General features: G+C 62.7%; 23 protein-coding genes. 12 read left to right on the forward strand and 11 right to left on the reverse strand.

Going from position 1 to position 24161, the window contains the following annotated elements; all coding sequences use genetic code 11:
* Positions 1-100 precede the first annotated feature (100 nt).
* Entirely contained in the window at positions 101-487 is a 387-nt protein-coding gene (locus NKF26_RS21400; protein ID WP_253234865.1) for a RidA family protein, read from the forward strand.
* Between the two features lie 22 nt (positions 488-509).
* A complete protein-coding gene (locus NKF26_RS21405; protein ID WP_253228763.1) occupies positions 510-1577 on the forward strand; it encodes a glucose 1-dehydrogenase in 1068 nt (355 codons plus the stop codon).
* A 590-nt stretch (positions 1578-2167) separates the two neighbouring features.
* Here the strand turns inward: NKF26_RS21405 and NKF26_RS21410 are convergent.
* The 3 genes from NKF26_RS21410 to NKF26_RS21420 form a co-directional block, all read right to left on the reverse strand.
* Positions 2168-3379, reverse strand: a complete 1212-nt coding sequence (locus tag NKF26_RS21410) for an aminotransferase class V-fold PLP-dependent enzyme (RefSeq protein ID WP_253228764.1) — start codon at positions 3377-3379, stop codon at positions 2168-2170.
* Positions 3380-3499: 120 nt separating this feature from the next.
* Positions 3500-4228 (reverse strand): glutamine amidotransferase, encoded by a 729-nt coding sequence (locus NKF26_RS21415; RefSeq protein WP_253228765.1) that lies wholly within the window; start codon positions 4226-4228, stop codon positions 3500-3502.
* 44 nt (positions 4229-4272) lie between these two features.
* On the reverse strand, positions 4273-5097 hold the full coding sequence (locus NKF26_RS21420) for a PIG-L deacetylase family protein (protein WP_253228766.1): 825 nt from the start codon (positions 5095-5097) through the stop codon (positions 4273-4275).
* Between the two features lie 100 nt (positions 5098-5197).
* On the opposite strand from NKF26_RS21420, the gene NKF26_RS21425 reads away from it, so the two are divergent.
* Positions 5198-6313 (forward strand): mandelate racemase/muconate lactonizing enzyme family protein, encoded by a 1116-nt coding sequence (locus tag NKF26_RS21425; protein ID WP_253228767.1) that lies wholly within the window; start codon positions 5198-5200, stop codon positions 6311-6313.
* A gap of 18 nt (positions 6314-6331) precedes the next feature.
* Here NKF26_RS21425 and NKF26_RS21430 read toward each other — a convergent pair whose 3' ends face one another.
* The 5 genes from NKF26_RS21430 to NKF26_RS21450 form a co-directional block, all read right to left on the reverse strand.
* Positions 6332-7471: an ABC transporter ATP-binding protein gene (locus NKF26_RS21430; RefSeq protein WP_253234866.1), complete on the reverse strand. Its 1140-nt coding sequence runs from the start codon at positions 7469-7471 to the stop codon at positions 6332-6334.
* The gene (locus tag NKF26_RS21435; RefSeq protein ID WP_253228769.1) at positions 7468-8580 is read right to left on the reverse strand and encodes an ABC transporter ATP-binding protein; all 1113 of its coding nucleotides are present in this window, start codon (positions 8578-8580) and stop codon (positions 7468-7470) included. The genes NKF26_RS21430 and NKF26_RS21435 overlap by 4 nt, the downstream gene beginning before the upstream one ends.
* A gap of 127 nt (positions 8581-8707) precedes the next feature.
* On the reverse strand, positions 8708-8947 hold the full coding sequence (locus NKF26_RS21440; protein ID WP_253228770.1) for a hypothetical protein: 240 nt from the start codon (positions 8945-8947) through the stop codon (positions 8708-8710).
* Positions 8944-9987, reverse strand: coding sequence for an ABC transporter permease subunit (locus NKF26_RS24510; RefSeq protein WP_253228771.1), 1044 nt, complete (start codon positions 9985-9987; stop codon positions 8944-8946). Before NKF26_RS24510 ends, NKF26_RS21440 begins: the two co-directional genes overlap by 4 nt.
* Positions 9974-10999, reverse strand: a complete 1026-nt coding sequence (locus NKF26_RS21450; protein ID WP_253228772.1) for an ABC transporter permease — start codon at positions 10997-10999, stop codon at positions 9974-9976. The genes NKF26_RS24510 and NKF26_RS21450 overlap by 14 nt, the downstream gene beginning before the upstream one ends.
* 96 nt (positions 11000-11095) lie before the next feature.
* On the opposite strand from NKF26_RS21450, the gene NKF26_RS21455 reads away from it, so the two are divergent.
* Positions 11096-11278: a hypothetical protein gene (locus NKF26_RS21455; protein ID WP_253228773.1), complete on the forward strand. Its 183-nt coding sequence runs from the start codon at positions 11096-11098 to the stop codon at positions 11276-11278.
* 20 nt (positions 11279-11298) lie between these two features.
* The gene (locus NKF26_RS21460) at positions 11299-11520 is read left to right on the forward strand and encodes a hypothetical protein (RefSeq protein WP_253228774.1); all 222 of its coding nucleotides are present in this window, start codon (positions 11299-11301) and stop codon (positions 11518-11520) included.
* A gap of 78 nt (positions 11521-11598) precedes the next feature.
* On the opposite strand, the gene NKF26_RS21465 is transcribed toward NKF26_RS21460, so the two are convergent.
* On the reverse strand, positions 11599-13572 hold the full coding sequence (locus NKF26_RS21465; protein WP_253228775.1) for an ABC transporter substrate-binding protein: 1974 nt from the start codon (positions 13570-13572) through the stop codon (positions 11599-11601).
* Between the two features lie 101 nt (positions 13573-13673).
* Here NKF26_RS21465 and NKF26_RS21470 point away from each other — a divergent pair, with 101 nt between their 5' ends.
* From NKF26_RS21470 to NKF26_RS21480, 3 genes are all read left to right on the forward strand, one after another.
* Positions 13674-14519, forward strand: coding sequence for an SDR family NAD(P)-dependent oxidoreductase (locus tag NKF26_RS21470; RefSeq protein WP_253228776.1), 846 nt, complete (start codon positions 13674-13676; stop codon positions 14517-14519).
* A gap of 75 nt (positions 14520-14594) precedes the next feature.
* Positions 14595-15578: a GNAT family N-acetyltransferase gene (locus tag NKF26_RS21475; protein ID WP_253228777.1), complete on the forward strand. Its 984-nt coding sequence runs from the start codon at positions 14595-14597 to the stop codon at positions 15576-15578.
* Positions 15575-16747, forward strand: coding sequence for an anhydro-N-acetylmuramic acid kinase (locus NKF26_RS21480; protein WP_253228778.1), 1173 nt, complete (start codon positions 15575-15577; stop codon positions 16745-16747). The genes NKF26_RS21475 and NKF26_RS21480 overlap by 4 nt, the downstream gene beginning before the upstream one ends.
* 535 nt (positions 16748-17282) lie before the next feature.
* Here the strand turns inward: NKF26_RS21480 and NKF26_RS21485 are convergent.
* The gene (locus NKF26_RS21485; protein ID WP_253228779.1) at positions 17283-17963 is read right to left on the reverse strand and encodes an HAD family hydrolase; all 681 of its coding nucleotides are present in this window, start codon (positions 17961-17963) and stop codon (positions 17283-17285) included.
* A gap of 95 nt (positions 17964-18058) precedes the next feature.
* On the opposite strand from NKF26_RS21485, the gene NKF26_RS21490 reads away from it, so the two are divergent.
* Genes NKF26_RS21490 through nagZ form a run of 4 tightly spaced genes read left to right on the forward strand, consistent with a single transcriptional unit; the run spans position 18059 to position 23210 of the window.
* On the forward strand, positions 18059-19105 hold the full coding sequence (locus NKF26_RS21490; RefSeq protein ID WP_253234867.1) for a serine hydrolase: 1047 nt from the start codon (positions 18059-18061) through the stop codon (positions 19103-19105).
* A 53-nt stretch (positions 19106-19158) separates the two neighbouring features.
* Positions 19159-20334, forward strand: coding sequence for a hypothetical protein (locus tag NKF26_RS21495; RefSeq protein ID WP_253228781.1), 1176 nt, complete (start codon positions 19159-19161; stop codon positions 20332-20334).
* Positions 20335-20382: 48 nt separating this feature from the next.
* Entirely contained in the window at positions 20383-21549 is a 1167-nt protein-coding gene (locus NKF26_RS21500; RefSeq protein ID WP_253228782.1) for an exo-beta-N-acetylmuramidase NamZ domain-containing protein, read from the forward strand.
* A 5-nt stretch (positions 21550-21554) separates the two neighbouring features.
* Complete coding sequence (gene nagZ / locus NKF26_RS21505) at positions 21555-23210, forward strand: beta-N-acetylhexosaminidase (protein WP_253228783.1); 1656 nt, start codon at positions 21555-21557, stop codon at positions 23208-23210.
* Positions 23211-23217: 7 nt separating this feature from the next.
* Here the strand turns inward: nagZ and NKF26_RS21510 are convergent, their stop codons facing one another.
* Entirely contained in the window at positions 23218-24018 is an 801-nt protein-coding gene (locus NKF26_RS21510; RefSeq protein ID WP_253228784.1) for a creatininase family protein, read from the reverse strand.
* Positions 24019-24161: the final 143 nt, after the last annotated feature.

A 24161-nucleotide genomic window follows, 5' to 3' on the forward strand; every position in this document is an offset into this window, starting at 1 on the left:
GGTTTGATTACACGGTTTGATGACCGGTACCACACTCCATCGAAGCGAATGCATAGTCCGTATCGAGACCACCGCCGCGGCAATCCCGGAGGTGAACTGAATGGAAGAGATCAGCACCGACGACGCGCCGCCGAGCATCGGCCCCTTCTCGCAGGCCATCCGCGACGGGAACCGGATTTACGTCTCCGGTCAGGGTCCCGTCGACCCCGAGACGGGCGAAATCGTCGAGGGCACCATCGGCGAGCAGACGGCGCACACGCTCGAAAACATCGATGCCGTCTTACAAGCCGCCGGGCGTTCGCTGGATGACGTGGTCAAAGCGACCGTGTTCGTACAGGACATGGACGATTACGACGAGATAAACGAGGTGTACGCCGACTACGTTTCCTCGCCGTATCCGGCCCGAAGCGCCGTCCAAGTCGAGGATCTGCCCATCGACATCGGCGTCGAAATCGAAGTCGTCGCGAGCGCTCGCCGGGAGGAGTGATGAGGAGTAAGGAGGTGATGGGATGAGAGCAGTCGCAGTTCGGCGCGGTGAACCCGGCCCACAACTCATCGACGTTCCGAAGCCGACCCTGGAATCGGGAGAGGCACTGGTCCGGACCCTCCGGGTCGGTATCGACGGCACCGACCACGAAGTCATACAGGGAAACCACGGCGGCTATCCGGATGGAGAGGACTATCAGATTCTCGGCCACGAGGCCGTCGGCGTGGTCGAGGACCCGAACGGAACCGACTTCGACGCGGGCGACCTCGTCGTCCCGACGGTCAGACGACCGTCGGGCGAGCCGAACGAATACTTCGAACGCGGCGAACCGGATGTCGCGCCCGACGGAACGTACCTCGAACGCGGTATCGTTGGCGCGCACGGCTACATGTCCGAGTACTTCACCAGCCCCGAGGAGTACCTCGTCCCCGTCCCCGACGAGTTCGCGGAGACCGGATTTCTGGTCGAACCGATCAGCAACTCCGAGAAGGCCATCGAGTACGCCTACGCTAGCCGCTCGGCGTTCGAGTGGACGCCCGATTCGGGCCTCGTCCTCGGCAACGGTCCGCTCGGGTTGCTCACCTTGGCGATGCTCGTGACCCACGACGATTTCGACCGCGCCTACTGTCTCGGCCGCCGGGACCGCCCCGACCCGACCATCGACATCATCGAGAGACTCGGCGCGACGTACGTCGATTCGCGGGAGATTCCGGTGGACGACATCCCCCACGCCCACGAAGCCATCGACTTCGTCTACGAGGCCACGGGCTACGCGCCACACGCTTTCCAGACCGTCGATGCCCTCGCGCCGAACGGCGTCGCCGCCCTGCTCGGCATTCCGGGCGACCACACGTTCGAAATCGACGGTGGTCGTCTCCACCGGGATATCGTGCTCCAGAACAAGGCGCTACTCGGTAGCGTCAATTCGAACGTCCGTCACTACGAGATGGCTAAAACGTCGCTCGCGGAATTCCCCGACTGGCTCACCGACGAACTGATAACCGGCGTGTACGACCCCGAAGACGCCGAAAAGGCGTTCGAATCCGGCCACGATGTCATCAAGACGGTCGTCGAATTCGACACGCTGTAACGTCGTTTAGGGTCGAACTTCGTTTCTTCGTCGGCAGTGTTTTGAGACGAGTGTCGGATGGGGAATCTCCGGGACGGGTGACGGTAACCTGACCGTTGGGGAGTCGCCAATCCAATCGACCGCCAAAATTTCGCCAGTGCGATCAACCGACAGGGCGGGACTAAAAGGGGCCACCCGCTCGCGTTTACGTGGCCGTCTCCGCGAGCAACTATTCCCGTGCGGACAGTGTGGGGAGCACGAGAATATCTCGTGGAGCGGCCGCGAGCGGGTGGGGGGCTTTCGAGGACTTGGTCCCCGTTCAGTCGGTGTCGATAGCACCGCAAATTCTCAACAGCAGCCACAGCAACAAGCGCAGACACCAACGTCAAACACCGCAGTTGCTAGCGTTAATGGGACTGCACAGCAACCGCACCGCCAGCACACGCCACGGAGGTTGGGATGGAATAGAAAGCTCTCAATCGCTCGCTACGAGCTGAATTTGGTTGGTTTGTGATTTCAACGACCGAGCGGGAATGAAGACCGCACCGCCCTCACCCTCCCAAGCTTCCTCGGTCACTTGCTCGCGGAGGCTGATAACACTGTTTTGCTCGCTATTTCTCGACTTGCGCGACGATTCGTTCGACGGCGTACTCCGCCTCCTCGTCCGTGAGGCACATCGGGTTGACCGTGAACTCACCATCCGTGAGCGCGTCCGCGCCGACGAAGACCCGGGGTTCCTCGCGTCGCAGGCCGCCGACCACGTCGGTCGCGGTGACGCCCGCGAGTTCGGCATCGACGCTGACGACGACCTCCGGCGCGACGGCGGTTTTGTCGTCGGCCGTGAGATGCGTTTCGTATCCCGAAACGGCGTCGAGTTGCTCGGCGATTCGCTCCGAGCGGTCGAGCCACTCCGAAACGCGGGCGTCGTGGTCGTCCTCCACGAAGAGTTGGAGGGCGCGAATCAGACCGACGAGTTCCTCCTTGCCGACCTTCATCGGACGACCGATTCCCTGTCGCGGGACGCCGCCGAGTTCGTTCGGATTCACGAGTTCGGGGGCCGGTTCCCACACGTCCTCGGCCGCGTGCATGTCGAGGTGTTGGGCCGCGACGGACTGGACGAGGTCCTTCCGTCCGGCGAGGATGCCGGTCGTTTGCGGGCCGCGAATCGCCTTCCCGCCGCTGAACGCGACGAGGTCGGCACCGGCCTCGATGAAGGCCGAGAGGTTGCTTACGGGTGGGAGTTCGGCCGCCGCGTCCACGATGACCGGAACGCCGTTGTCGTGAGCGATGTCACAGACGACTTCGAGCGGCGGTTCGGTGTAGGACTTCTCCATGTACGCGACGGCGGCCGTGTTCTCGGTTATCGCGTCCGCAATCTCCCACGGTTCGACGTTGCGCGACCCGGTTCCGAGGTGGCGGTCGTTCGATCCCACGTCCACGATGTTCGCGCCAGCGGCGCGGAGCGCGTGGTCGTAGCCAGTTCGGTGGGTTCGTGGCATGACGATTTCGTCCGGCACGCCCTCCGTCTCCGGTAGTCGCGCCATCGCCCCGATGTCGTCTCCCGCGATGCACGCCGCCGCGCCGAGTGCGAGAGCGCTCGACGCGCCGCAGGTGACGTATCCCGCGTCCGCGCCGGTCACGTCGGCGATCAACTCGCTCGCCCGGGCCTGCAGGTCCGAGAGGCGGACGAACGCCGCTGACGCGCGGGCCATCGCTTCGACTGCCTCCGGTCGGATGCGACTGCCACCGATCCTCGTCTTCGTCCCCGTCGCGTTGACGACGTGCGGGACACCCAACTCCTCGTAGATGGTTTCGTTCGGCATACGAACGTCTCACGCGGCATGGAATAAATAGATTCGCCGTTCGCGTGAGGATTTGGTCGGGAACGCTAATTTCGTAATGTGAAACGAGCCGGGTCGAAAACAGAAACCCGAATCCGGAAGCTAACAGACACGGTCGAGAACGCGCTCCCAGAGCGTCGGGAGGCCGTCCCACGACAGTAGCCCTTCGGGTGCCCAGTGTGGCGCGCAGTCCGTCGCATAGGCGAACGAACTCCCGTCGCCGTAGTCGCCGATGGCGAGGAACGGGTCGTCCTGCACGGTCGCCCAGACTTCCGCTTCGGGTTTCGCAGTCGTCCGGTTGTAGCCGAGGACGTGCGGCCACTCGTCCGGCAGGTCGGCGTCCGGCACGCCCTCGTTTTTCGGCACCGCGCCGCTCGGCGTCTCCACGCGGTCGTCCCCCGCAGCGATTTCGACGGGAAGCACGTCGGCGAGCGGCGTCATGCCGTAGCGTGCCTGTCCGCCCTTTCCGGCGAAACTCATGTAACCGCCGATCATGCCGAGCGCGCCGCCGTCACGGACCCAGTCGGCCAGCACCGCACAGCGGTCGGCGTCGGTATCGCCCGCCGCGACTCGGTCGGTTATCTGGAGCGAGTCCGCGCCGATGTCGCTCAGGAGGACGAGGTCGTACTCGTCCAATTCCTCGGCCGTCCGCGGGAAGGACTTCGCGGCGACGTGACACGGTTGATAGGTCACCGACGCGCCGACCGATTCGAGCGTCTCGATGAACTCGTCGGCCGATTCGCCATATTCGCTGTCGTGCATGACGTTTCTCCCTTTGATTTCGAACTGCACGGTCGTCCACGATTCGCCAGCGAGCAAAACGTTCGTCATTGTTCCCGGTGTCAAACCCTCGGGGTATAATCCTATCGTTCGCGTCAGAACGGGAACAGTCGCGCCGCCTCGTCCTCGGTCAGCGGCGTTCCGTATTCGCTCGCCTCGAACGCCTCGGCGTACTGGACGTCCGTACCGTCCGGACCGTACCGTTCGACCAGTCCGTCGCGATACCGGCCAGCCACGTCCGAAAGCGCCCGGACGTGAGGAAGGCCACCGTTTCGCAACCAGCGGAACCGCTCGCCAGGGTCGTCGGGCACCTCGTCGATGGTCCCCTCCACGTACGGAAGCCACTCGTACATCTGGCTGTCGTGGCAGTCGAGCATCTCGAACTTGCGCTCGACGGTGTCGTCGATGTCGACCACCACGTCAGGCGAGAACGGATTGGGTCGGTCGAACGTGTCGCTCATGTACGCGAAGACGGGGTTCGATTCGAGCGCGGGCGTCTCGGGGCAAACGTTCGGAACGGCGACCATGTAGGCCGCATCCCGCACGAGTTGCGCCGTGTAGCGGTGGTCCGGGTGGTAGTCGTTCGGGCGGTGGGTAATCACGAGGTCGGGACCGAACTCCCGGATCCGTTCGATGAGTCGTTCGCGATTTTCGAGCGACGGTTGGAGTTTTCCGTCCGGAACGTCGAACAGTTCGAATTCCGCACCGGCGACCGTCGCGGACGCGTTTCCCTCCTCGCGTCGTCGTCGCACCAACTCCTCCCCCTGGAGGTCGTGGTGCCCGGCGGAACCGTCCGTCATCGAGAGGAACAACACGTCGTGACCGTCATCGGCATATTTGCACGCCACACCACCGACTTTGAGGTCGCAGTCGTCGGGATGCGCGCCCACGACGAGGACCCCCAGCGTCTCCGTAGTCATCAGTTGCCCGAACACGATTCCCTGACATAAGTTCTCCGGGCGATGGGTACGAAACCGCCGCTGTGGAGAGTTATTTGTAGGTGGGCTGTGAGGGTGAGATATGTCGGTTACGAACGTGTCAGCCATCCCTGTAGAGATGGGTGTCCAGCCACTCGAATCGGGACTGGGTCTCGCACCGTACGTGAGCAACCACGACCAAGTCGAATCCGTCACGCGAATGCTCGTCAAAGTCGAGACCGACGAGGACGTAACCGGGTGGGGGGAGATGCTCGTCGGCATGAAATCCGCCACGGTGACGAAGGCCGTCATCGACGACGTGGTCGCGCCGGAACTCGTCGGGCGCGAAATCGGCGACATCCGCGACTTCGTCGAGTCGTTTTATTTCCCATACGTGAAAGTCCGGCCGTTCCTGGGGGCCGTCGAAACCGCACTCTGGGACGCGCTCGGAAAGAAACTCGACGCGCCGGTGTACCAACTGCTCGGCGGCAAGACCCGCGACGAAGTCGATATCGCGACCTGTCTCGGCATCCTCGGACCCGAGGAGTCGCGTACCTACGCCCGGCGAGCGGTCGATCATGGCTTTTCCACGTTGAAAACGAAGGCCGGGCCGGATTGGCGCGAGGACGTAGCGCGAATCCGCGCGATGCACGACGAGGTGGACGGGGAACTCGAATTCCGACTCGACCCCAATCAGGGCTGGGCGTTCGAGGACGCGGTGCGCGTCGCCACCCGCCTCGAAGAGGAAGGTATCCTACTCCAGTATCTCGAACAACCCGTCCGCATCGACACCTACGGAACCTACGCCTCGCTCCGAAACCGCGTCCGAACCCCGATAGCGGTCAACGAGGACACCTACTTCCCGCGGAACCTCCGCTTTCTGTTGCAGGCCGACGCCATCGACGTGGCCGTCGTGGACCTCGTTCCGGCGGGCGGTATCCTCGCCGTCCGGGACCAGGTCGCCATGGCGGCCAACGCGGGCGTCTCGGTCTCACACCACTGCGGGTTCGACCTCGGTGTCAAGACGGCCGCGGTGCTCCACACCGTGGCGAGCACGCCCGGCATCAACCTCCCGCCGGACAGCACGTACTACGGCTGGGACGACTACATCATCGAGGAACCGTTCGAAGTCGAGGACGGCGCGTATCCGGTGCCCCACGGACCGGGCCTCGGCATCACGGTGGACGAGGAGAAAGTCGAGCGGTATCGGTGTGACTGAGAAGTAAAACATTCGAAATCAGTCGCCCTCGGCCGATTCGCTCGTCGCGGGACCCGCTTTCACGGGCTCTCCCTCCGCCAGTGGCGCACTGTTCCAGTACTCGTGATTGCCCTGCTGTCGGAAACACGCCGACCGGCGGCCGTCGCCGTCGTGATCGGCCAGGGTCGGACACTCCTTCGTACACGCCTCCCGCGCTTCGGGACAGCGCGTGTGGAACCGACACCCGGACGGCGGATCGGTGGGCGTGGGGATGTCGAGCGAACGGATCGGCGGGTCAGTGACGCCCGCGGAGCGGTTCCTGAGGTCCGAAGTCGCCCACAGCAGCACCTTCGTGTAGGGGTGCTGTGGGTCGTGGATTATCTGTTCGGGCGTGCCGATTTCCACGAGTTCGCCGAGGTACATGATGCCGATCCGGCCGTTCGCCCGTTGCGTGAGGTGTTTCGCGTTGGCGAGGTCGTGGGAGATGTAGAGGTAGGACGTGTCGAACTGTTCTTGTAATTCCAGCATTAGGTCCATCATCTCGGCGCGAAGGCTCACGTCGAGCGCGCTGATGGCCTCGTCCGCGAGGATGAGGTCGGGGTTCATCAGCAGCGACCGGATGAGCACCACGCGCTGTTGTTCACCGCCCGAGAGTTGATGCGGATAGCGGTTGGCGTAATCCTCCGCCGGGGCCATCCCGACGTATTCGAGCAGCCCGTAGATACGGGCGCGGCGGTCCGCCTCGCTCATCTCCGGTTGCCAGTGTTTCAGCGGGTCGGCGAGGCTCGATTCGACGGTGTAGTTCGAATTGAGCGAGCTACCGGGGTCCTGATGGATCATCTGGAGCGACCGGCGGATTTCGCTGGACGAATACTCCCCCTCGGATTTTCCGCCGCCGAACCATCCACTGGATTCCTTCGTTTCCCAGACGTCCTGGCCGCGGTAGAGTACTTTTCCCTCGGTGGGGCGCTGGACGCCGATGGCGGTCTTTCCGAGCGTCGTCTTTCCACACCCGGACTCGCCGACGAGGGCGACGATGTCGTTTTCGTACACGTCGAGGCTCACGTCGTCCACGGCGTGGACGGTTTCCGAACCGGCGAGGCCGAGCAACCGTTCCTTCTCGAAGTGGACGCTCACGTTTTGTAGGGAGAGCAACGGTTCGCCCGTTCGGTCGGTCATCGTCGCTCACCTCCGTTGGCGTTCGCGTTTACGTCCGCGCTCACATCGGCTCCCGAGTCGCCGAGCGTCAACGGAATCTCCTCCCGGGCGTTTCGCCAATGGAAACACGCGACGTCGTGGCCGTCGGCCACGTCGTGCAGGTGCGGAACCTCGGTTCGGCACGTCTCGTCCGCCAGCGGACAGCGCGGATTGAACGAACAGCCCTTCGGAAGCGACACGGGGTCGGGACTCGATCCCTCGATACCCTCGATGTCCATCGCCCGGTCCGAGATGTTCGGCACGGCGTTGAGCAACGCGCGAGTGTACGGATGGGCAGCGTGGTCGAGGAGTTCGTCCGTTGGGCCGAGTTCGACGAGGTCGAAGGCGTACATCACGGCAAGCCGGTCGGCGAGGTCGGCGATCAGCGGCAGGTCGTGCGTGACGAACACCATCGTCAGGTCGTACTTCGCCTGTAGATCCTCCAGCATGCCGATGATGGACCGCTGCATGAGGAGGTCGAGTGCCGCCGTGGGTTCGTCCATGACGACCACGTTCGGGTCGAGGACGAGACCGAGCGCGATGAGCGCCCGCTGTTTCATCCCGCCCGACAGTTCGTGCGGATGCGAGCGGAGCACGCGGTCGGCATCGAGGTAGAGGTCGGCGAGTAATTCACGAGCGAACGCCATCCCCTCGGTGCGGTCGGCGTCGTGCGCGCGGAGTGTCTCCTCGAAGTGACTGCCGATGGTCATCGTCGGGTTGAACGCGCTCTGGGCTCCTTGGATGACGAACGATATCTCGTTCCAGCGGAGGGCGGTGAGTTCCTCGCGCGAGAGCGAGAGCACGTCCATCGGTTCGCCGCCGTCCGGCGGATGGTAGATGACTTCGCCGTCCACCTGTCCGGGTGAGACGATGGCATCGAGCATCGCGGAGGCGAGCATCGACTTTCCGGACCCGCTCTCGCCGACGATGCCGAGCACTTCACCCGCGTGAACGTCGATGCTGACGTCGCGGAGAACGCGGGAGTCCCCACGGTCCATGCTGAAGGAAACGCTGGCGTCGCGCACCTCCAGGATCACGTCTTCGTCGGGGGGCGTGCTCGCTCCCGGCGTGGATCGATAGTTGGTCGCCATGCTGGCTACCTCCAACGGCCGTCGGTTTCGTGCTTCCGGACGGCGTGTCGATGGCTTTCGCAAGCGATTCGATTCGGGTTCGTGGTTCGTGCGGTGTACATGGGTCGTATCGTGAATCGTGAAGTCATCAGTTGTACCCTATCAGTCGGAGTCCGAGGTGGCCGAAGATGGCGTAAACGAAGGCGCTCGTCCCCAGGATGGCGAGCATCCCGGAGAGGACGCCGTTCGTCACGAACGGGACGTACCCCGAAAGAAGAACGGCGAGCGCCCAGAAGACGACACCCAGCATGGTGACGAAGGCGATGAACGACTGGCGAACGACGAGCAACAGGGAGACGGCCTGCCCGTGGTCGGCTTCGACGCTCATTCGTCACCTCCGGTGCTTTCGTGGCGAGCACGCAGTCGGACGTTGAACACCCGGTCGAGCCCCTGTGCGAGCAGGATGAATCCGAGCGAGATGAGGATGATGAGCACCATCGGGATCAGCAGCCAGTGAATCTGGTTCGGGTTCGTCAGGTCAGCCTGATTGTACGCTTTCTGCATCATCAGACCCCAGTTCGGGTTCGATTGCGGGAGGATACCGAGGAAGTACAACCCGACGGATTCGAAGATGATACTCCGGGAGCTATTGGCGAAGTTGACCGAGATGTACGGCATCATGTTCGAGATGACGTCCTTCCGGAGGATGTGGAACTCGGATAAGCCCATGATCCGGGACGCTTCGGTGAACGACTCCTCGCGGATGCTCAGCACCTGCGAGCGAATCGTACGCGCCAACTTCGGCCAGTTGTCGATACCAAGGATGAGGCCGACGACGTACGGTTGCTCCGGTTGGTATATGCTCGCCAGCACGATGACCAACGCCAGTCCGGGAATCGTGAGGACGACGTCGGTGAGCGTCATCAGCGCGGAATCGGTGCGGCCACCACGATACCCCGCCACCGTCCCGATTACCGTCCCGAGACAGACCGAGACCAACGCACCGGCCAGAATTATTTCGAGCATCGCCGGTGTCGAGTGAACGACCCGCTTGAGTATCGATTTCCCCATCACGTTGGTTCCGAGCGGATACTGCCAGTTTTGAAACGGCGGTACGAATATCGGCCCCTCCATCACGGTGGCTTTCGGCACGAGAACGATGCCGAACGGTTCGATGGCGACGATACCCACGGCGACGAATCCCAGGAGGATGAGCGAACCGACGAGCGCGCGCCAGTCGTCCAACAACACCGCGGTCGGCGCGTAAATCCGTCGTTCAAACGACCTGCGCGCTTTCTCCCGCGTCGTCAGTTCGGGGACGTTCGACATCTGCGTGAAGATGCTGTCGTCGATACCACCCCTGGACCGCTCGCTCGTCCCGCCATCGGTTCGTGCGGCGGAGTTCTCGGACTCCTCAGTAGGATTCACGGCTACTTCCTCCTTTGACGCGCGGGTCGATGACGCCGTAAGTCAAGTCGGCGATGAGGATTCCGACGAGCGTGATCGCGGTGAAGAAGATGAATGCCCCCATGATGACCGGGTAATCCCGGTTCATGAGCGCGTTGAACGTCACCAATCCCATCGCGGGATAGTTGAAGATTTTCTCCAGAATGATGCTGCTGCCGAAGATGCTGGCGATGCCCATCATGATGCTCGTGTAGACGGGCAACAGCGCGTTCCGACCGACGTAACGGATGGCGATTCTCCCCTGACTGATGCCGCGCAGTTGCGCGACCCTGATGTAGCCTTCACCCATCTCGCGGATGCAGTTGCCCCGGAACGCCAGCGCACCGCCGAACCCGGCGATGAACGACGACAGCACGGGGAGGATGGCGTGTTTGACGACGCCGACGATGAACGGCAAGTTGAGTCCGGCCGTCGTGTTCGGATCCATCCGTCCGCCGCTCGGCAGCCAGCCGAGGTAGAACGAGAAGACGATGAGCGCGAGGATGGCGACGATGTAGTACGGGACGGTGGTGTTAGCGATGGAAACCATCGTCATTCCGGTGTCGAACGGGCTTCCCTCGTTGTACGCCATCACCGCGCCGAGCAGCAAACTGACGGTCGTCCCGAGCGCGAGGCCGTAGATGCTGATGAAGATCGACCACGGCATCGCTTCGAACAGGATGTCGAAGACGGGCCTGTTCTTGAATATCGACCGCCCGAAGTCCTGATAGAGGACGATGTCTCGAAGGTAGTCGTAGTACGCGACGTACCACGGCTGTGATGGGTCGATACCCGTATAGGTCCGCACCATCGCGTTGATGTGTTCCATCTGCTGGGCCGATGGACTGTTCCCCTGTTCCAGCATCTGTTGCATCAGATGGATCTTCACCATCTGAACCGGGCCGAACGGAAGCATCCGGTACAGAGCGAACGTTACTGTCAGCGCGAGGAAAAACACCAGCACTGACTGGCCGATCCGCTTCCAATAATACATCGTGTTACTGTGCTTGTGTTTCTCCCACCGCAATAAAGGTATGGGAGAGATTGTCTGGAACGGACCATTCATTACGGTCCTCGACGAGGGAACGATATGACACTCCTCAACCGAGTTCTCGACGTATTCGGACGCGGGGGCGACGATGACGCCGAAACGTACCAGTGTATCAGGTGCGGCGAGACCTTCGACCGCGAGTACTACGAGTGCCCCGCGTGTGGCGTGCAACACGGCGTCGCGCGTGTCGACGGAGGGTCGGACGAAACGTTTAATTCCTGATGAACGAGTGACCCGAACGAATGTCCCACAGGTTGACCCTCTTCGATTACGTCTGCTCGAACGCGGATAAGTTCGCGCTGTTGCTGGCCTTCGAGTGTCTCGCCGGTCTCCTCTCGCTCGCGCTCTTCTTCGGTTCCGAACCCGGAACGTCCCAACACGTCGTTTCCATCCTGAACATCGCGGGTGCGAGCGTGCTCGGGGCCGCGACGGCGGCGATTCTGCTGAAGTGCTACCGTACGTGAAAAAATAGCCACGTGGGTGACGGTTGGTGTGATGGTCGATACCGCCGTGACGACACGAGACCGATGGCGACGGTTCGCCTACTTCGTCTTGGCGTTGATGTGTCCCTTCATCAGGAACTCCATCGAGTTGGTGTAGTGTTCGTTCTTCGTCTCCTTTGCGTGTGGGTGGTCGTCCACCTTCCCGGTCGGGAAGTCGAACTTGTCCTCGTTGCCCCAGTACGCCCGCGTCTCGTCGTAGAATCCGATGTGAGGAACCTGCCAGTTCGTGTACCACATCAGCTTCCGGGTGAACTTCTTGACCTCCTTCGTGGACTGGGTCTGGGACATGATGTTGTCCCACTTGACGGGGTAGAGCGTCTGTTTCGCGCCGCCGTTGCCCATCTGGCCGACCTTCGTCGGATACTTGGGACGGATAGGTTGGTTCAGCTTCTTGCTCCGGTTCTGCGTGAGGTCCGGCGTCCGGCGGTCCACCTTACAGGACTTCGTCGGTTCCTTCGCGTCCACGACTTCGTCGAACTTCCCGATTCCGGCGACGCTGAGGGTAGAGTACGCGTTCGCCGGGTGTGAGGTGTCCGAGAACCAGTTGACCATGTCGAAGTCGTGCGTGTCCGTCCAGCGCTTCCAGAAGCCGCTGCTCGACGGGATGATGAGTTTGTTTCCGAAGCCGAACTCCTTGAGCTTCGGGCTGACGTAGTTCCCGATGGTCTCGTAGATGTTCCACGGCGGCGTGAGGTAGGTGAGTCCTTTGACCTCGTCGCCGCTCGAATCGGCCCAGTACTTGCCGTTCTTCGAGTACCCGGCGTCCTTGAGCACTCTCTTGGCTTTCTGGGGTTCGGAGTTGCGACCGTATCCGATGAGTTTGTTCCGGAAGCCCTCGCCCGCCCACTGGTTCGTCGCCTTCGTGGACATCCCGGTGACGGTGTCGCGCGGTTTGTAGTTCAACCCTTGCGTGCTCTTGATGACCTGCACGAGTTCGTCGTGGTCGAGGAGGTATGCGATGGCCCGACGAACGGGGCGATGTGCGAGGTGCTTGTTGTTCCAGTTCATCGAGAGCTTCACGATGCTGGAGGTGGGAAACCGATTGAACACGTCCACCTTGCTGTTCTGTTTGGCCTGATTTATCGTCTTGTCACCCATGTCGAGTTGCCCAGCATTGAGCGCCTGTATTGCCTTTTGCTTCTCGGAGATGAGATGCCAGTTGAACGTCTTCAGGTTCGTCCAGTCGGCGCGCGGGTGATTCTCGTACTTCTCGTGGACGGCGTTGGTCGGCGAGAGCTGTTTCGGTTTCCACATCCCGCAACCGAGGCCCTTGTCCACGAGGTCGTTCAGGGTGATCGTCGTCGACGTCAGGTCCTTCGTCACCTTCTCGACGGCGCTTTCGCCACCGGCGTCCTCGTACTGTTCGAGCCACGATTTGAAGTAATCGTGCTTGACGACGGTGGTGAAATACGGAGTCGCCGTCTTCTGGAGCGTGGGATTGGCCGGTCCCGACAGGGTGTGTTTGAGCGTGTGTTTGTCGACGACTTCCCAACTGTCGTCGGTGTTCTCCGGGCCGTAGCTGGCTTTGTAATCGCTGATGAGCTGTGCGGTGTGGACGTCCTGTGCGGTCACCGGTTTTCCGTCCCACCACGTGTAATCGTCCTTGAGTTTTATTTCGACCTCACAGCCGCCTCCCTTGAGGTTGATCTCGTCCGCGAGCCAGTAGATCGGGTCCCCGTTCGCGTTGGGGTACACCAGCGACTCCCACCACATGTAATCCATCCAGTACTCGGTGTTCTTGGTGTCCGTGAAGGGGTTGATGTTGGAACTACTCGGCTGCCAACTGACCGGCGCGCGCATGTTCAGTTCCGTCGTGACCGGCGAACCGCCGCCGTCGGTCCCGTCCGAACCACCGTCGGTGTTCGACATCGTGACGTCCTGGTCGTTGGGATTGTCGCCTGCACAACCGGCCAATCCCGCTATCGTCGCGCTGCCGCTGAGCGCCATCCACTGGCGACGTGTCAGCCGACTCCCATCGGGCTCGCCGCTAGAACCGTGGTTGCTGTTAACCATACTCGATTCGATATTAAAATGAACACAGAAAAAGGTTTGGGTTAGTGACTGTCCGGCGTGTGAACCCAAAACCGTTTGTACCCGGACGACAGGTGGGAGATATGGCTTTCAGTGCAGAGAGAAACGGCGACGTCGCCATCGTCACCGGGGCGGCGAAGGGTATCGGTCGCGCCATTGCGGAACGACTCGCGGACGCGGGAACCACCATCATCGTCGCGGACGTGGACCGGGAGGGAGGCGAGGAAACCGTCTCCCGCATCGAGGAAAATGGAGGTACGGCCGAGTTCGTCAGAACCGACGTAAGCGAGTCCGCCGACGTCGCCGCGATGGTCGAGGCGACGATGGAGCGTCACGGGAGCATCGACGTCCTCGTGAACAACGCGGGCGGGTCGTTCGACGACGGGAACGTCGCCGACGTCTCCGACGAAACGTGGGAACGGATCATCGACGTGAACCTGAAGGGGCAGTTCCTCTGCGCTCGGGAGACCATCCCCGCGATGGTCGAATCGGGCGGGGGTTCGATGGTCCACATCTCGTCCATCAACGCGAAGGTCGGCATCGGGTTAGCCTCCTACTCCGCCGCGAAAAACGGGATCATCGCGCTCTCCAGAATCATCGCGACCCAGTACGGCCGACACGGAATCCGCTCGAACGCCATCTGCCCGGGGAGCATCATCACCGATGCGTCTAGCGAGAAACTGACGACGGAGGGACCGGTTCGGGAGGAGTGGGTGAACCAGTATCCGGTCGGTCGGTTCGGCCGTCCCGAGGACGTGGCCGCCGCCGCGTTCTACCTCACGTCCGACGACGCGTCGTTCGTCACCGGCACCGAACTCGTCGTCGATGGCGGCCTCTCCGCGGGCCTCGACCAACAGTTGGAGACGATGATGTACGATATCGACGAATCGCCGACTAGAGACCGAAAACGGACGCGAAACCGAAAATAAACGCGAAACCGAAGATACTATCGAACCACGATTTTCCGGACAGAAGTATAAGTAGCCCGGCGAGAAAGCGGTGTTATGACCACCGAGTGCCGTCGCCTCACCGATTACGGACGCGTCTTCGCCGGTATCGACCGTTGGAACCGAACACATCCGGACTTCTCCATTTCCGACCGGTTGGTGTCACAGAACGTCTTCGCGCCGTTCGACGGGATGGACGTGACGGCGTGGGGCGGGTTCGAGGACGGCGAACTCGTCGCCTTCGCGCTCGGAAAACGGCTCACGGAAGCCGTTCCGGACTTCGCGGACGGAACCGTGGGGTGGATCAGTCTGTTCGCCGACAATTCCGATGACGACACCCACATCGCTTCGAAACTGCTCGCCACGGTCGAGCGGGACATGGCGGAACGGGGCGTCACCCGACTCCGATTCGGCGGTGACCCCGGGCAGTTTCTGCCGGGCGTGCCGACGGAATTCGATACCCTCCGTGAATCCCTCCGCGAAGCGGGATTCGCCCCCGACAGGACGTATTTCGACCTGAAAGGGGACCTTACGACGTACGAATCGCCGCCGCGAATTGCGGACGTCGATTCCGCGTGGACGAACCTGACGCTCGAACGCGTCGGCGCGAACACCGAACCGTTGTTCGCATTCCTGTCCGACCAGTTTCCCGGTCGCTGGCTGTACGAAGCGCGGAACTTCTCCCGGGTTCCGGGCGGTGCCGACGACTACTGGCTTCTTCGAAACGACGGGGAAACGGTCGGATTCTGCCGAGCGAACACGCCTGACTCGGGATATCGCGGCGGCAACGTCAACTGGGCGAATCGCCTCGACGGGCGCGTCTGTGGGATCGGCCCACTCGGAATCGACGAGGCGTACCGCGGCCGTTCGTGGGGTCTCTGGATGATATCCACGCTCGCCGAACGCTACCACGATGCGGGCTACGATCGTATGATCATCGACTGGACCGACCTCGTCGGCTACTACGCCAAACTCGGCTTCGAACCGTGGATCGCTTACGAGTCGTTCACGAAGGAACTCGACCGGGAGACGACGCGATGACCGAGCGCATCGTCATCGGTCTGATGTCTGGAACGTCGCTCGACGGCGTGGATGCGGCCTGTTGTCGGATTCGCGGCGATGGAAGGGACAACTACGACGTCACGGTCGAATCGTTCGTCACGGAATCCTACGATTTCGCGCTCCGAACCCGAATCGAGGCGGCCTGTTCGGACGCGGGAACCATCGCCGAGGCGTGCACCCTGAACGTCGCGCTCGGAACCGTCTTCGCGGATGCGGCCGACACGGCGGCGTCGGCCGCGGACATCGACCTCGGGGACGTTGATGCCATCGGCTCACACGGTCAGACGGTCCGACACGAGCCTGAACCGCGGAAAATGCCGGGAGGAGAGCAGCGGTTGCGTTCGACGCTCCAAATCGGCGACGGGAGCCTCATCGCCGAACGCACCGGCGTCACGACGATAGCCGACTTCCGCACCGCCGACGTCGCGGTCGGCGGCCACGGTGCGCCGCTCGTCCCGTTCGCCGACCTCGCGCTGCTCGCCGACGACGAGTCGTTCCGTATCGCCCAGAACGTCGGCGGCATCGGAAACTGCACCGCGCTTCCACCCGGCGCAGGACCGGCGGACGTGACGGCCTTCGACACCGGTCCCGGAAACATGGTCATCGACGGCGTGGTCGAACTGCTCACCGACGGCGAGCGAACCTACGACGAGGACGGGAAAACCGCCCGCGAGGGGACCGTCGATGAATCCGTCCTCGCCGACGCGATGGACGACGAGTACTTCCGCGAAGCGCCGCCGAAATCGACCGGGCGCGAACGGTTCGGCCGTGAGTACGCACGTGAGTTCGTCGCCGCCTGCCGCGAACACGACTGCTCGGACGCGGATATCGTCGCGACGGCGACTGCGCTGACGGCCCGCTCCATCGCCGATGCCTACCGACGATTCGTTTCCCTGTCACCCGATGAAATCGTCGTCTCGGGTGGCGGCGCGTTCAATCCGACGCTGCTCGACCTACTCGACGCGGAGGTGGACGCGCCGGTACGAACCATCGACGAGTACGGCGTCGGTGCCGACGAGAAGGAAGCCGTCGCGTTCGCCTTGCTCGCCGCGGCCGCACTCGACGGCGTCCCGAACAACGTCCCCGGCGCGACGGGCGCATCACGACCGGTCGTCATGGGCAAGCGCTGTCCGCCGACGGATCGATAGGGCCTGGCGACCCGTCTTTTTCCGAGTGCTCGGCGTCTCCTTTCTATCGATCGACAGCTTTCGGTACCGTCGAATCACCAGCGAGACGATTCGTCGGGGAATCGAGGTCGAAGCGGAAGGTATGTGGAGAGAAATCGTCCCGGAATCGGTTTCGGACGGTCCGAAATTCGTCACGAAAATACAGTGATGACGAACGGCGGCGAGAGGTACCGAGCGTCCCGCCGAGACCACCATTACACGCTTATGCTCGTAATGCTCTCTGTGAGCGAAAATCCATCGAACAGCCCATGTTGTTTGTTCACACCGAGTTGAGGACGGATTTCGCCCCTTCCGAATTCGGCGGGACGTGTGAATGAACGCCGAATGGTTCGAGAACGCCAAATTACGGTCGAGAACGCCTAGACAACCCGTTTCGACTGAGTCGAAACGGGTAGAGATCTACCGCTTTCGGCGAGTCCTCCGGGCTATCGAAACGAACGACAAGCGTCGACGAATAGACGTCGACGGATAAACGCCGACTGAGGAAAAGAATTCCTTACGCGGAATCCGCGACGCCCGGCAGGTCGTGGAGTTGGGTGAGCGATTCGATTTCGTATGTCGGTTCCTCCGGGAGTTCGTAGCCGTTCCGGTGTTCCCGACGGATGAAGGCCGAATCCAACCCCGCTCGGTGGGCGGCACGAACGTCACACGCGCTGTCCCCGACGTAGAGTCCGTCCGTCACGTCGAGGTCGTTCATGGCCTTCTCGATGTAGTACGTCTCCGGTTTCGTCCGGTCGAACCCCTGGACGGTCGGGTCGCGGCCGTACACCGCCTCGAACAGGTGCGCGAGGTCGAAGCGCTCCACCATGTACTCGATGGTCGCGTGCTGGTTGCTGCTGACGAGACCCATGTCGTGATGGTCGACGAGGTCGAAGAGGACCGAGCTATCGTCGTAGAGCACCCGCTCGCCGCGGTCCATCATCCCGGACTGAAGCGCCGACGCGTTCTCCTCTCGCTCCGGCCAGAACCGTGCGAAATCGATGTCGTGACGGGCACACGCTCGTCGCATATCGTCCATCGTCGCACCGGCGATGAAGGCGTTCAGGTCGTCGTCCGATGGTGAAACGCCGAACGCGCCGAACGTCGCTTCGACCGCCTGTCGATAGATCGTCGGGTGGTCCGAATGGAAGTCCAGCAGGACCCCATCCACGTCGAACAGCACCGAATCGTATGTCATTGAATACTCCCTAGCGGCGGAGAGGACAAATAGGTTATTCACCGAATTTCCGCGGACCGAGGGGTTAAGTCGATGCCCCACCCTCATCCGGCACCATGGAACGCTCGATAGACGACGGGTCGCTCGAAGCCACCCTCACGCGGGGAATGAACGAGGGTACGTATCCCGGCGCGGTGGCCGCAATCGGGTCGGCGGACGGTATCGAACGGATAGCGGTCGTGGGCGAGCGAGACCCCGAACGGGGGAAGGCGATGACGCGCGGGACGACGTTCGACGTGGCCTCGCTGACGAAACCGGTCGTGACGGCGACGACGACGCTCTCGCTCCTCGAAGCGGGCGAGATCACGTTGTCGGACGAACTCCGGCGACACGTTCCGAACCTCGACGGTCATCGACGCGGCGGAATCCGACTCCTCGAACTCGTGACCCACAGTTCCGGATTCCAACCGTACTCGTTCTCCGAGGAGTGGAGTTCGGTCGAGGACGTGTTGAACGGCCTCCGGAATCGGTCGATACTCGAAGCCGAACCCGGCAGTCGGAGCGAATACAGCTGTCTCAACTTCGTCTATCTGGCCGCGGCACTGCGGGGAGCGACCGAGCGCTCGTTGGGCGAACTCGCCGAGCAACACGTCTTCGGTCCCGCCGGAATGAAGGATTCGAGCCTCGGACCGTTGTCCGATACCGGAAACGTCGCCGCGACGTACGACCACGACTACCGCGACCGGATTCTCCGCGGCGAAATCCACGACCCGCTCGGTTGGGCGATGGACGGGGAGAGCGGAAACGCGGGGCTATTCACGACGATGGACGACCTCGCGCGGTTCGCACGGGCGTATCTCGCCGCCGACGGGACGCTCCTCTCCGCGGCGACGGTCGAGCGCATGCAGGACGACTGGTTGCCCGGTCTCGACACCCGTCACAGCCTCGGGTGGCGACTCGCCGACGAGACCTACCCCGCGCCGAACTGGTCACGCGTCGGACTCGGCCACACGGGGTATACGGGAACGTCGTTGTGGCTCGACCACGACCGCGACAGGTTCGCGATTCTGCTCACGAACCAAGTGTACGACGGGAAGGGAACCGGTCTCATTCGATTCCGCGAGCGGTTCCACGCGATGGTCGCCGCCGGACGGTTCGACTGAGTTTCCCCCGCCGACCGGGCAATATTTAATACACGGCGCGAACGTTGGCTGGTATGGTCGCAGTCTGGAGTTATCCGTGGCGTCTGCTCTCTCAACAGCCCGACACGACGAGGCGTGAACTCGCCGAACTGGGCGTGACGGGCGTCAACGTCGCCGCGCACTATCACTCCATCCGAACGCTCGATCCGCGTTCCTCAGGCACGCTGTTCGAATCGTACGAGGGGGGGTGCTATTTCACACCTGACTCGAAGCAATTCACCGACACGCCCATCGATCCGCCCGTGAACGACATCGACGGTCACCCCGACCCGTTCGGGGACGTCGTCGAACGGTTGACCGACGGTGGTATCGACGTCAACGCGTGGCTCGTCTGTTTTCACAATACGAAACTCGCGTCGGAGAACCCGGAGTTTCGCGTCGAGAGCGCGTTCGGCGACGCCCACGAGCACGCGTTCTGCCCGTCGAATCCCGAGGTTCACGCGTACTTCGAAGGCGTCGTTCGCTCGCTCGCGGAGTACGATATTTCGGCCATCAACCTCGAATCGATCGGTTTCCCGAGCGTCTTCCATCCCCACGGTTCGACGTTCGGTCACGCGAAGAACCAGGTCGTCCGCGGACCGGACGAGCAACTATTGGTCTCCCAGTGTTTCTGTTCGGCCTGTCGGGTACGAGCGGCCGACCACGCCGTCGATTTCGACCGTGCCCGCGAAATCGTCCGGTCACTGGTACGTGACGTTCTCCGAACCCCGGAACAACAGGTCGGATCGCTGGCGCAACTCGCCGAGGAGGAACCCGTGCTCGCGGACCTCTTCGACTTCCGCGCGTCGGTCATCGACGACTTCCTCTCCCGAATCGCGGCGGCCAGCGGCGACGTGGAGTTGACCTACTCGGCGGCGGACGGACTCGGCCGCGACCCGAACGACGGGTGGCCAGCGGGGGTCGTCCTCGACCGGATTCGGCCGCATCTCGACCGAATCATCGCGCTCTGTTACACGGACGACCGGGACCTCGCCCGGCGGCGAGTTCGCGGGTACCGAGACGCCGTCGAGATGCCGGTCGATGTCGGAGTCACTCTCGACCCTGACGTCATCGGTTCCGAGGACGAGTGGCGGACGTTCGTCGCAGAGGTCGGTGAACTCGGCGAGGAACTCCACGTTTACAACCACGCGCTCATGGGTGAGGCCCATCTCGACTGGCTGAACGCGGCGGTCGTCAAGCCGGAGAACTAGTCTCGACTCACACGGGGTTTTTTAAGGAGATAACGCATTGCCGAAGATATGGTTACGCTCGGCGTAGAACGGTTACTGGACGACTGTCCCGAGACGGTCGACGGCGAACGCCTCGGACTCATCACGAACCCGTCCGGTACCGACAGCAACCTCAACACGACGATAGACCTCCTCGATGCGCGCGACGAGTTCGACTTGCGCAAACTGTTCGGGCCGGAGCACGGCCTGCGCGGCGACGCGCAAGCCGGTGTGAAGGTCGAAGACAGCACCGACGACCGAACGGGATTACCGGTGAAGAGCCTTTACGGCGAACAACGGCGGCTGAAACCGGAGATGGTGGACGATATCGACACCATCGTGTACGACATGCAGGACGTCGGCTGTCGGTTTTATACGCTCATCTACACGCTGGGATATGCGCTCAAGGGAGTCGCAGAAGCCGACAAGCGGATGGTCGTCCTCGACCGTCCGAACCCCGTCTCGCCGCTCCCGGTCACCGGAAACCGAATCGACGCGGAAACGTCCTCGTTCGTCGGCGGCTACGAACTGCCCATCGTCCACGGGTTGACGGTCGGCGAGTTGGCGACGTACTTCAACGGCGAGTTCGACATGGGTGCGGACGTGGAAGTCGTCGAGATGCGCGACTGGTCACGGTCGGATTGGTTCTCTGACACCGACCTCCCATGGGTGTACCCCTCGCCCAACATGCCGACACCGGGAACCGCGACGCTGTACCCCGGAATGTGTTTCTTCGAGGGGACGACCCTCTCGGAAGGACGGGGAACGACGAAGCCATTCGAACTCGTCGGCGCACCGTGGATCGACGGGGACGAGTGGGCGTCGGAACTGTCCAGTCAGGACCTGGACGGCGTCGCCTTTCGGCCAGCGTACTTCTCGCCGACGTTCTCGAAACACGAACGCGAGAACGTCACCGGCGTGCAGATTCACGTCCTCGACCGGGACGCCGTCGATCCCGTGATGGTGGGCCTGACGGTGCTCGCCTCGGCGTTCACGACGTACGACGATCCCGAGTGGATCGCCTACGACGACGAGTATTTCATCGACAAGTTGGCGGGCGGAAGCTATCTTCGGGAGACGATCGACGACGCGGACGGTTCGACCGCCCCCCGCGAAATCGCCGAAACGATCGTGAGCAGTTGGGAGGACGACCGCACCGAGTTCCTCGACGCACGGGCCGAGTACCTGCGGTACTGATAGCCATGACGAGCGCACCAAGCGAACCGGAATCACCGACATCGGCATCGACATCGACGAACTCGCCATCGAACGTCACCGGACTGGAATCGGCGGTCGCGGCCCTCTCGCTGGAGGAGAAGGTCGGCCAACTGTTCGTCGCGGGGTTCGACGGCCTCACGCCGACCGGGGAAATCGAGGAACTCGTCGCCGAACGGAATCTCGGCGGTATCATCTACTTCAGTCGAAACGTCGAATCGCCCGAACAGGTTCGAACCCTCTCACGGACGCTACAGGGGTTCGTCCCGGAGGAACTGCCACCGCTGTTCGTCACTATCGACCAGGAGGGCGGCCGAGTCGCACGCCTCTCGTGGGGGACCGAACTGCCGAGCGCCATGGCGCTCGGCGCGGCCGACGACCCGGACCTGGCCGCACGGGCCGGGAACGCCGTCGGACGGGAACTGCGTTCCCTCGGAATCGACATCGACCTCGCGCCGGTCCTCGACGTGAACAACAACCCGGACAATCCCGTCATCGGCGTCCGGTCGTTCGGCGAACGACCCGAACACGTCGCGGAACTGGGTGCCGACTTTGCGGGCGGGCTTCAAGACGCCGGTGTCGTCGCCTGCGGAAAGCACTTCCCCGGCCACGGCGACACGGCGGTCGATTCCCACCTCGATTTGCCGGTCATCGACCACGACCGGGAGCGCCTCGACGCGGTCGAACTGTTGCCGTTCCGGCGGGCCATCGAGGACGGCATCGGGGCGATAATGACGACGCACGTCGCGTTTCCGACCATCACGAAGGACGCGGAGCGACCCGCGACGCTCTCCCGAAAAGTCGTCACGGGACTCCTTCGGGAGGAACTCGGCTTCGATGGCCTCGTCCTCACCGACTGCATGGAGATGAACGCCATCGCCGACAGCGTGGGTACCGCTGAAGGCTGCGTGCAGGCCGTCGAAGCGGGATGTAACCAGATATTCGTCTCGCACACGCCGCGCAAGCAGCACGCCGCCATCGACGCCGTCATCGACGCCGTCGAATCGGGACGCATCCCCCAGGAGCGAATCGACACCGCCGTTCGGCGGGTGTTTCACGCCAAGGGGGCGTACGATGCGGGGTACGTCGGCGACGAGGAGGAGTGGGAAACCGCGGCCGCCGACTGTCAAACGGTTGCCCGAACCGTCGCGGAGCGCGGGGCGACGCTCGTCCGTGACGACGCGGACTCGCTCCCGCTTTCCGAGGGCGACCGCGTTTCGGTCTACGAGTTCGAAGGCGGCGACGGGACCATCGCCGAGGAGTCCCACGACAGCGGCGGCGAGTTCGCCTCAGCACTTTCGGACGTGGGAATGCCAGTCGATGCCACGGTTCTCAGGGACGGTGAGTCACCGGGAACAGGAGTAGAAACCGACGGCCTGACAGTGGTCTGTACATCCGACGCGGCCTCGAATCCCGAACAGGCGGACGCCGTTCACGACTTGGTCGCGGCGGGTGCGAACCCCATCGTCGTCGCGATGCGAAATCCGTACGACCTCTCGGCGATGTCGGAGGTCGGGACCTACCTGACGACGTACGACGACACACCGACCTCGCTCGCCGCCGTGGCCGACCTGTTGGTCGGCCGCGGCGAGTTTACCGGCCGACTTCCGGTGACGATTCCGGGCGTCGAAACGGAGCGATAGACGGTCGTCACCGCGCCTGATCGGAGACGTTTCGAAACACGTCGGCAACCTCGTCGGCCAACTTGCTGAGGAGTTCCTCGCCTTTTTCCGCGGTCGCCAGTTTCGGGTCCCCGATGGCTCCCGAATCGGAGTACTCCTCGAACGGGCGGTAGGTCGAGAGCGGGCCGCCGACGTGGAGGTCCTGTATCCCGCGGTCGTACGGTTCGTCCAAGTATTCGGCGTCGGCCTCGTCCATCTTCACGAGTTCGGGATGTAGATGGCGCATGAGCGACGTTTCGAACTCGCCGCCGTGGGACATCCCGCCGACGTCGCTCTCCCGAATCTCGTCGATGAACGGTTCGGCGAGTTGGAAGTAGGTCAGTCCGGCGACTTCCACTTCCTCGTGTTCCTTGCCGACGATGCTGACGGCGCTCCCGATAGCGTTGCCGTTGCCACCGTGACCATTGACGAAGCAAATGCCGTCGAAGCCGTTTTCGAGCGCGGTGTCGGCCACGTCGGAGAGCAGGTCGAGCAAGTCGTCCAGTTCGAGCGAGATGGTGCCCCCGAGCGAGAGGTGGTGGGGCGAAAAGCCCGACCACACCGGCGGCGTCACGAGGAGCGGTACGTCGTCCGCGGCGCGCTCCGCGCCCGCGTGGGCCACCGCGTCGGCCAACAGCGTGTCGGTGGCGACGGGGAGATGGTGGCCGTGCTGTTCGATACTGCCGACGGGGACGACGACGACCGACCCATCGGCCGCGCCGACATCGCGGATTTCGCGTCGTGTCTTCGCCGCCCACGCGACGGGAGAGAGACGCATCGCTGCAGTCATGGGATACACTGCTCGTATCGGCCGTATAACGGTTTGGGTTCCGTCAAGACGGAACGGCGACGCCATGACGAGTCGGTCGAACGGTGCCGAGACTATAATTCAAACGTATGGGAATAAATTTTATTATTTTGCATTTTCTATAG

Origin of the sequence: Haladaptatus sp. AB618, assembly GCF_024136965.1 — an archaeon.
In the GTDB taxonomy this organism is placed as follows: Archaea; Halobacteriota; Halobacteria; order Halobacteriales; family Haladaptataceae; genus Haladaptatus.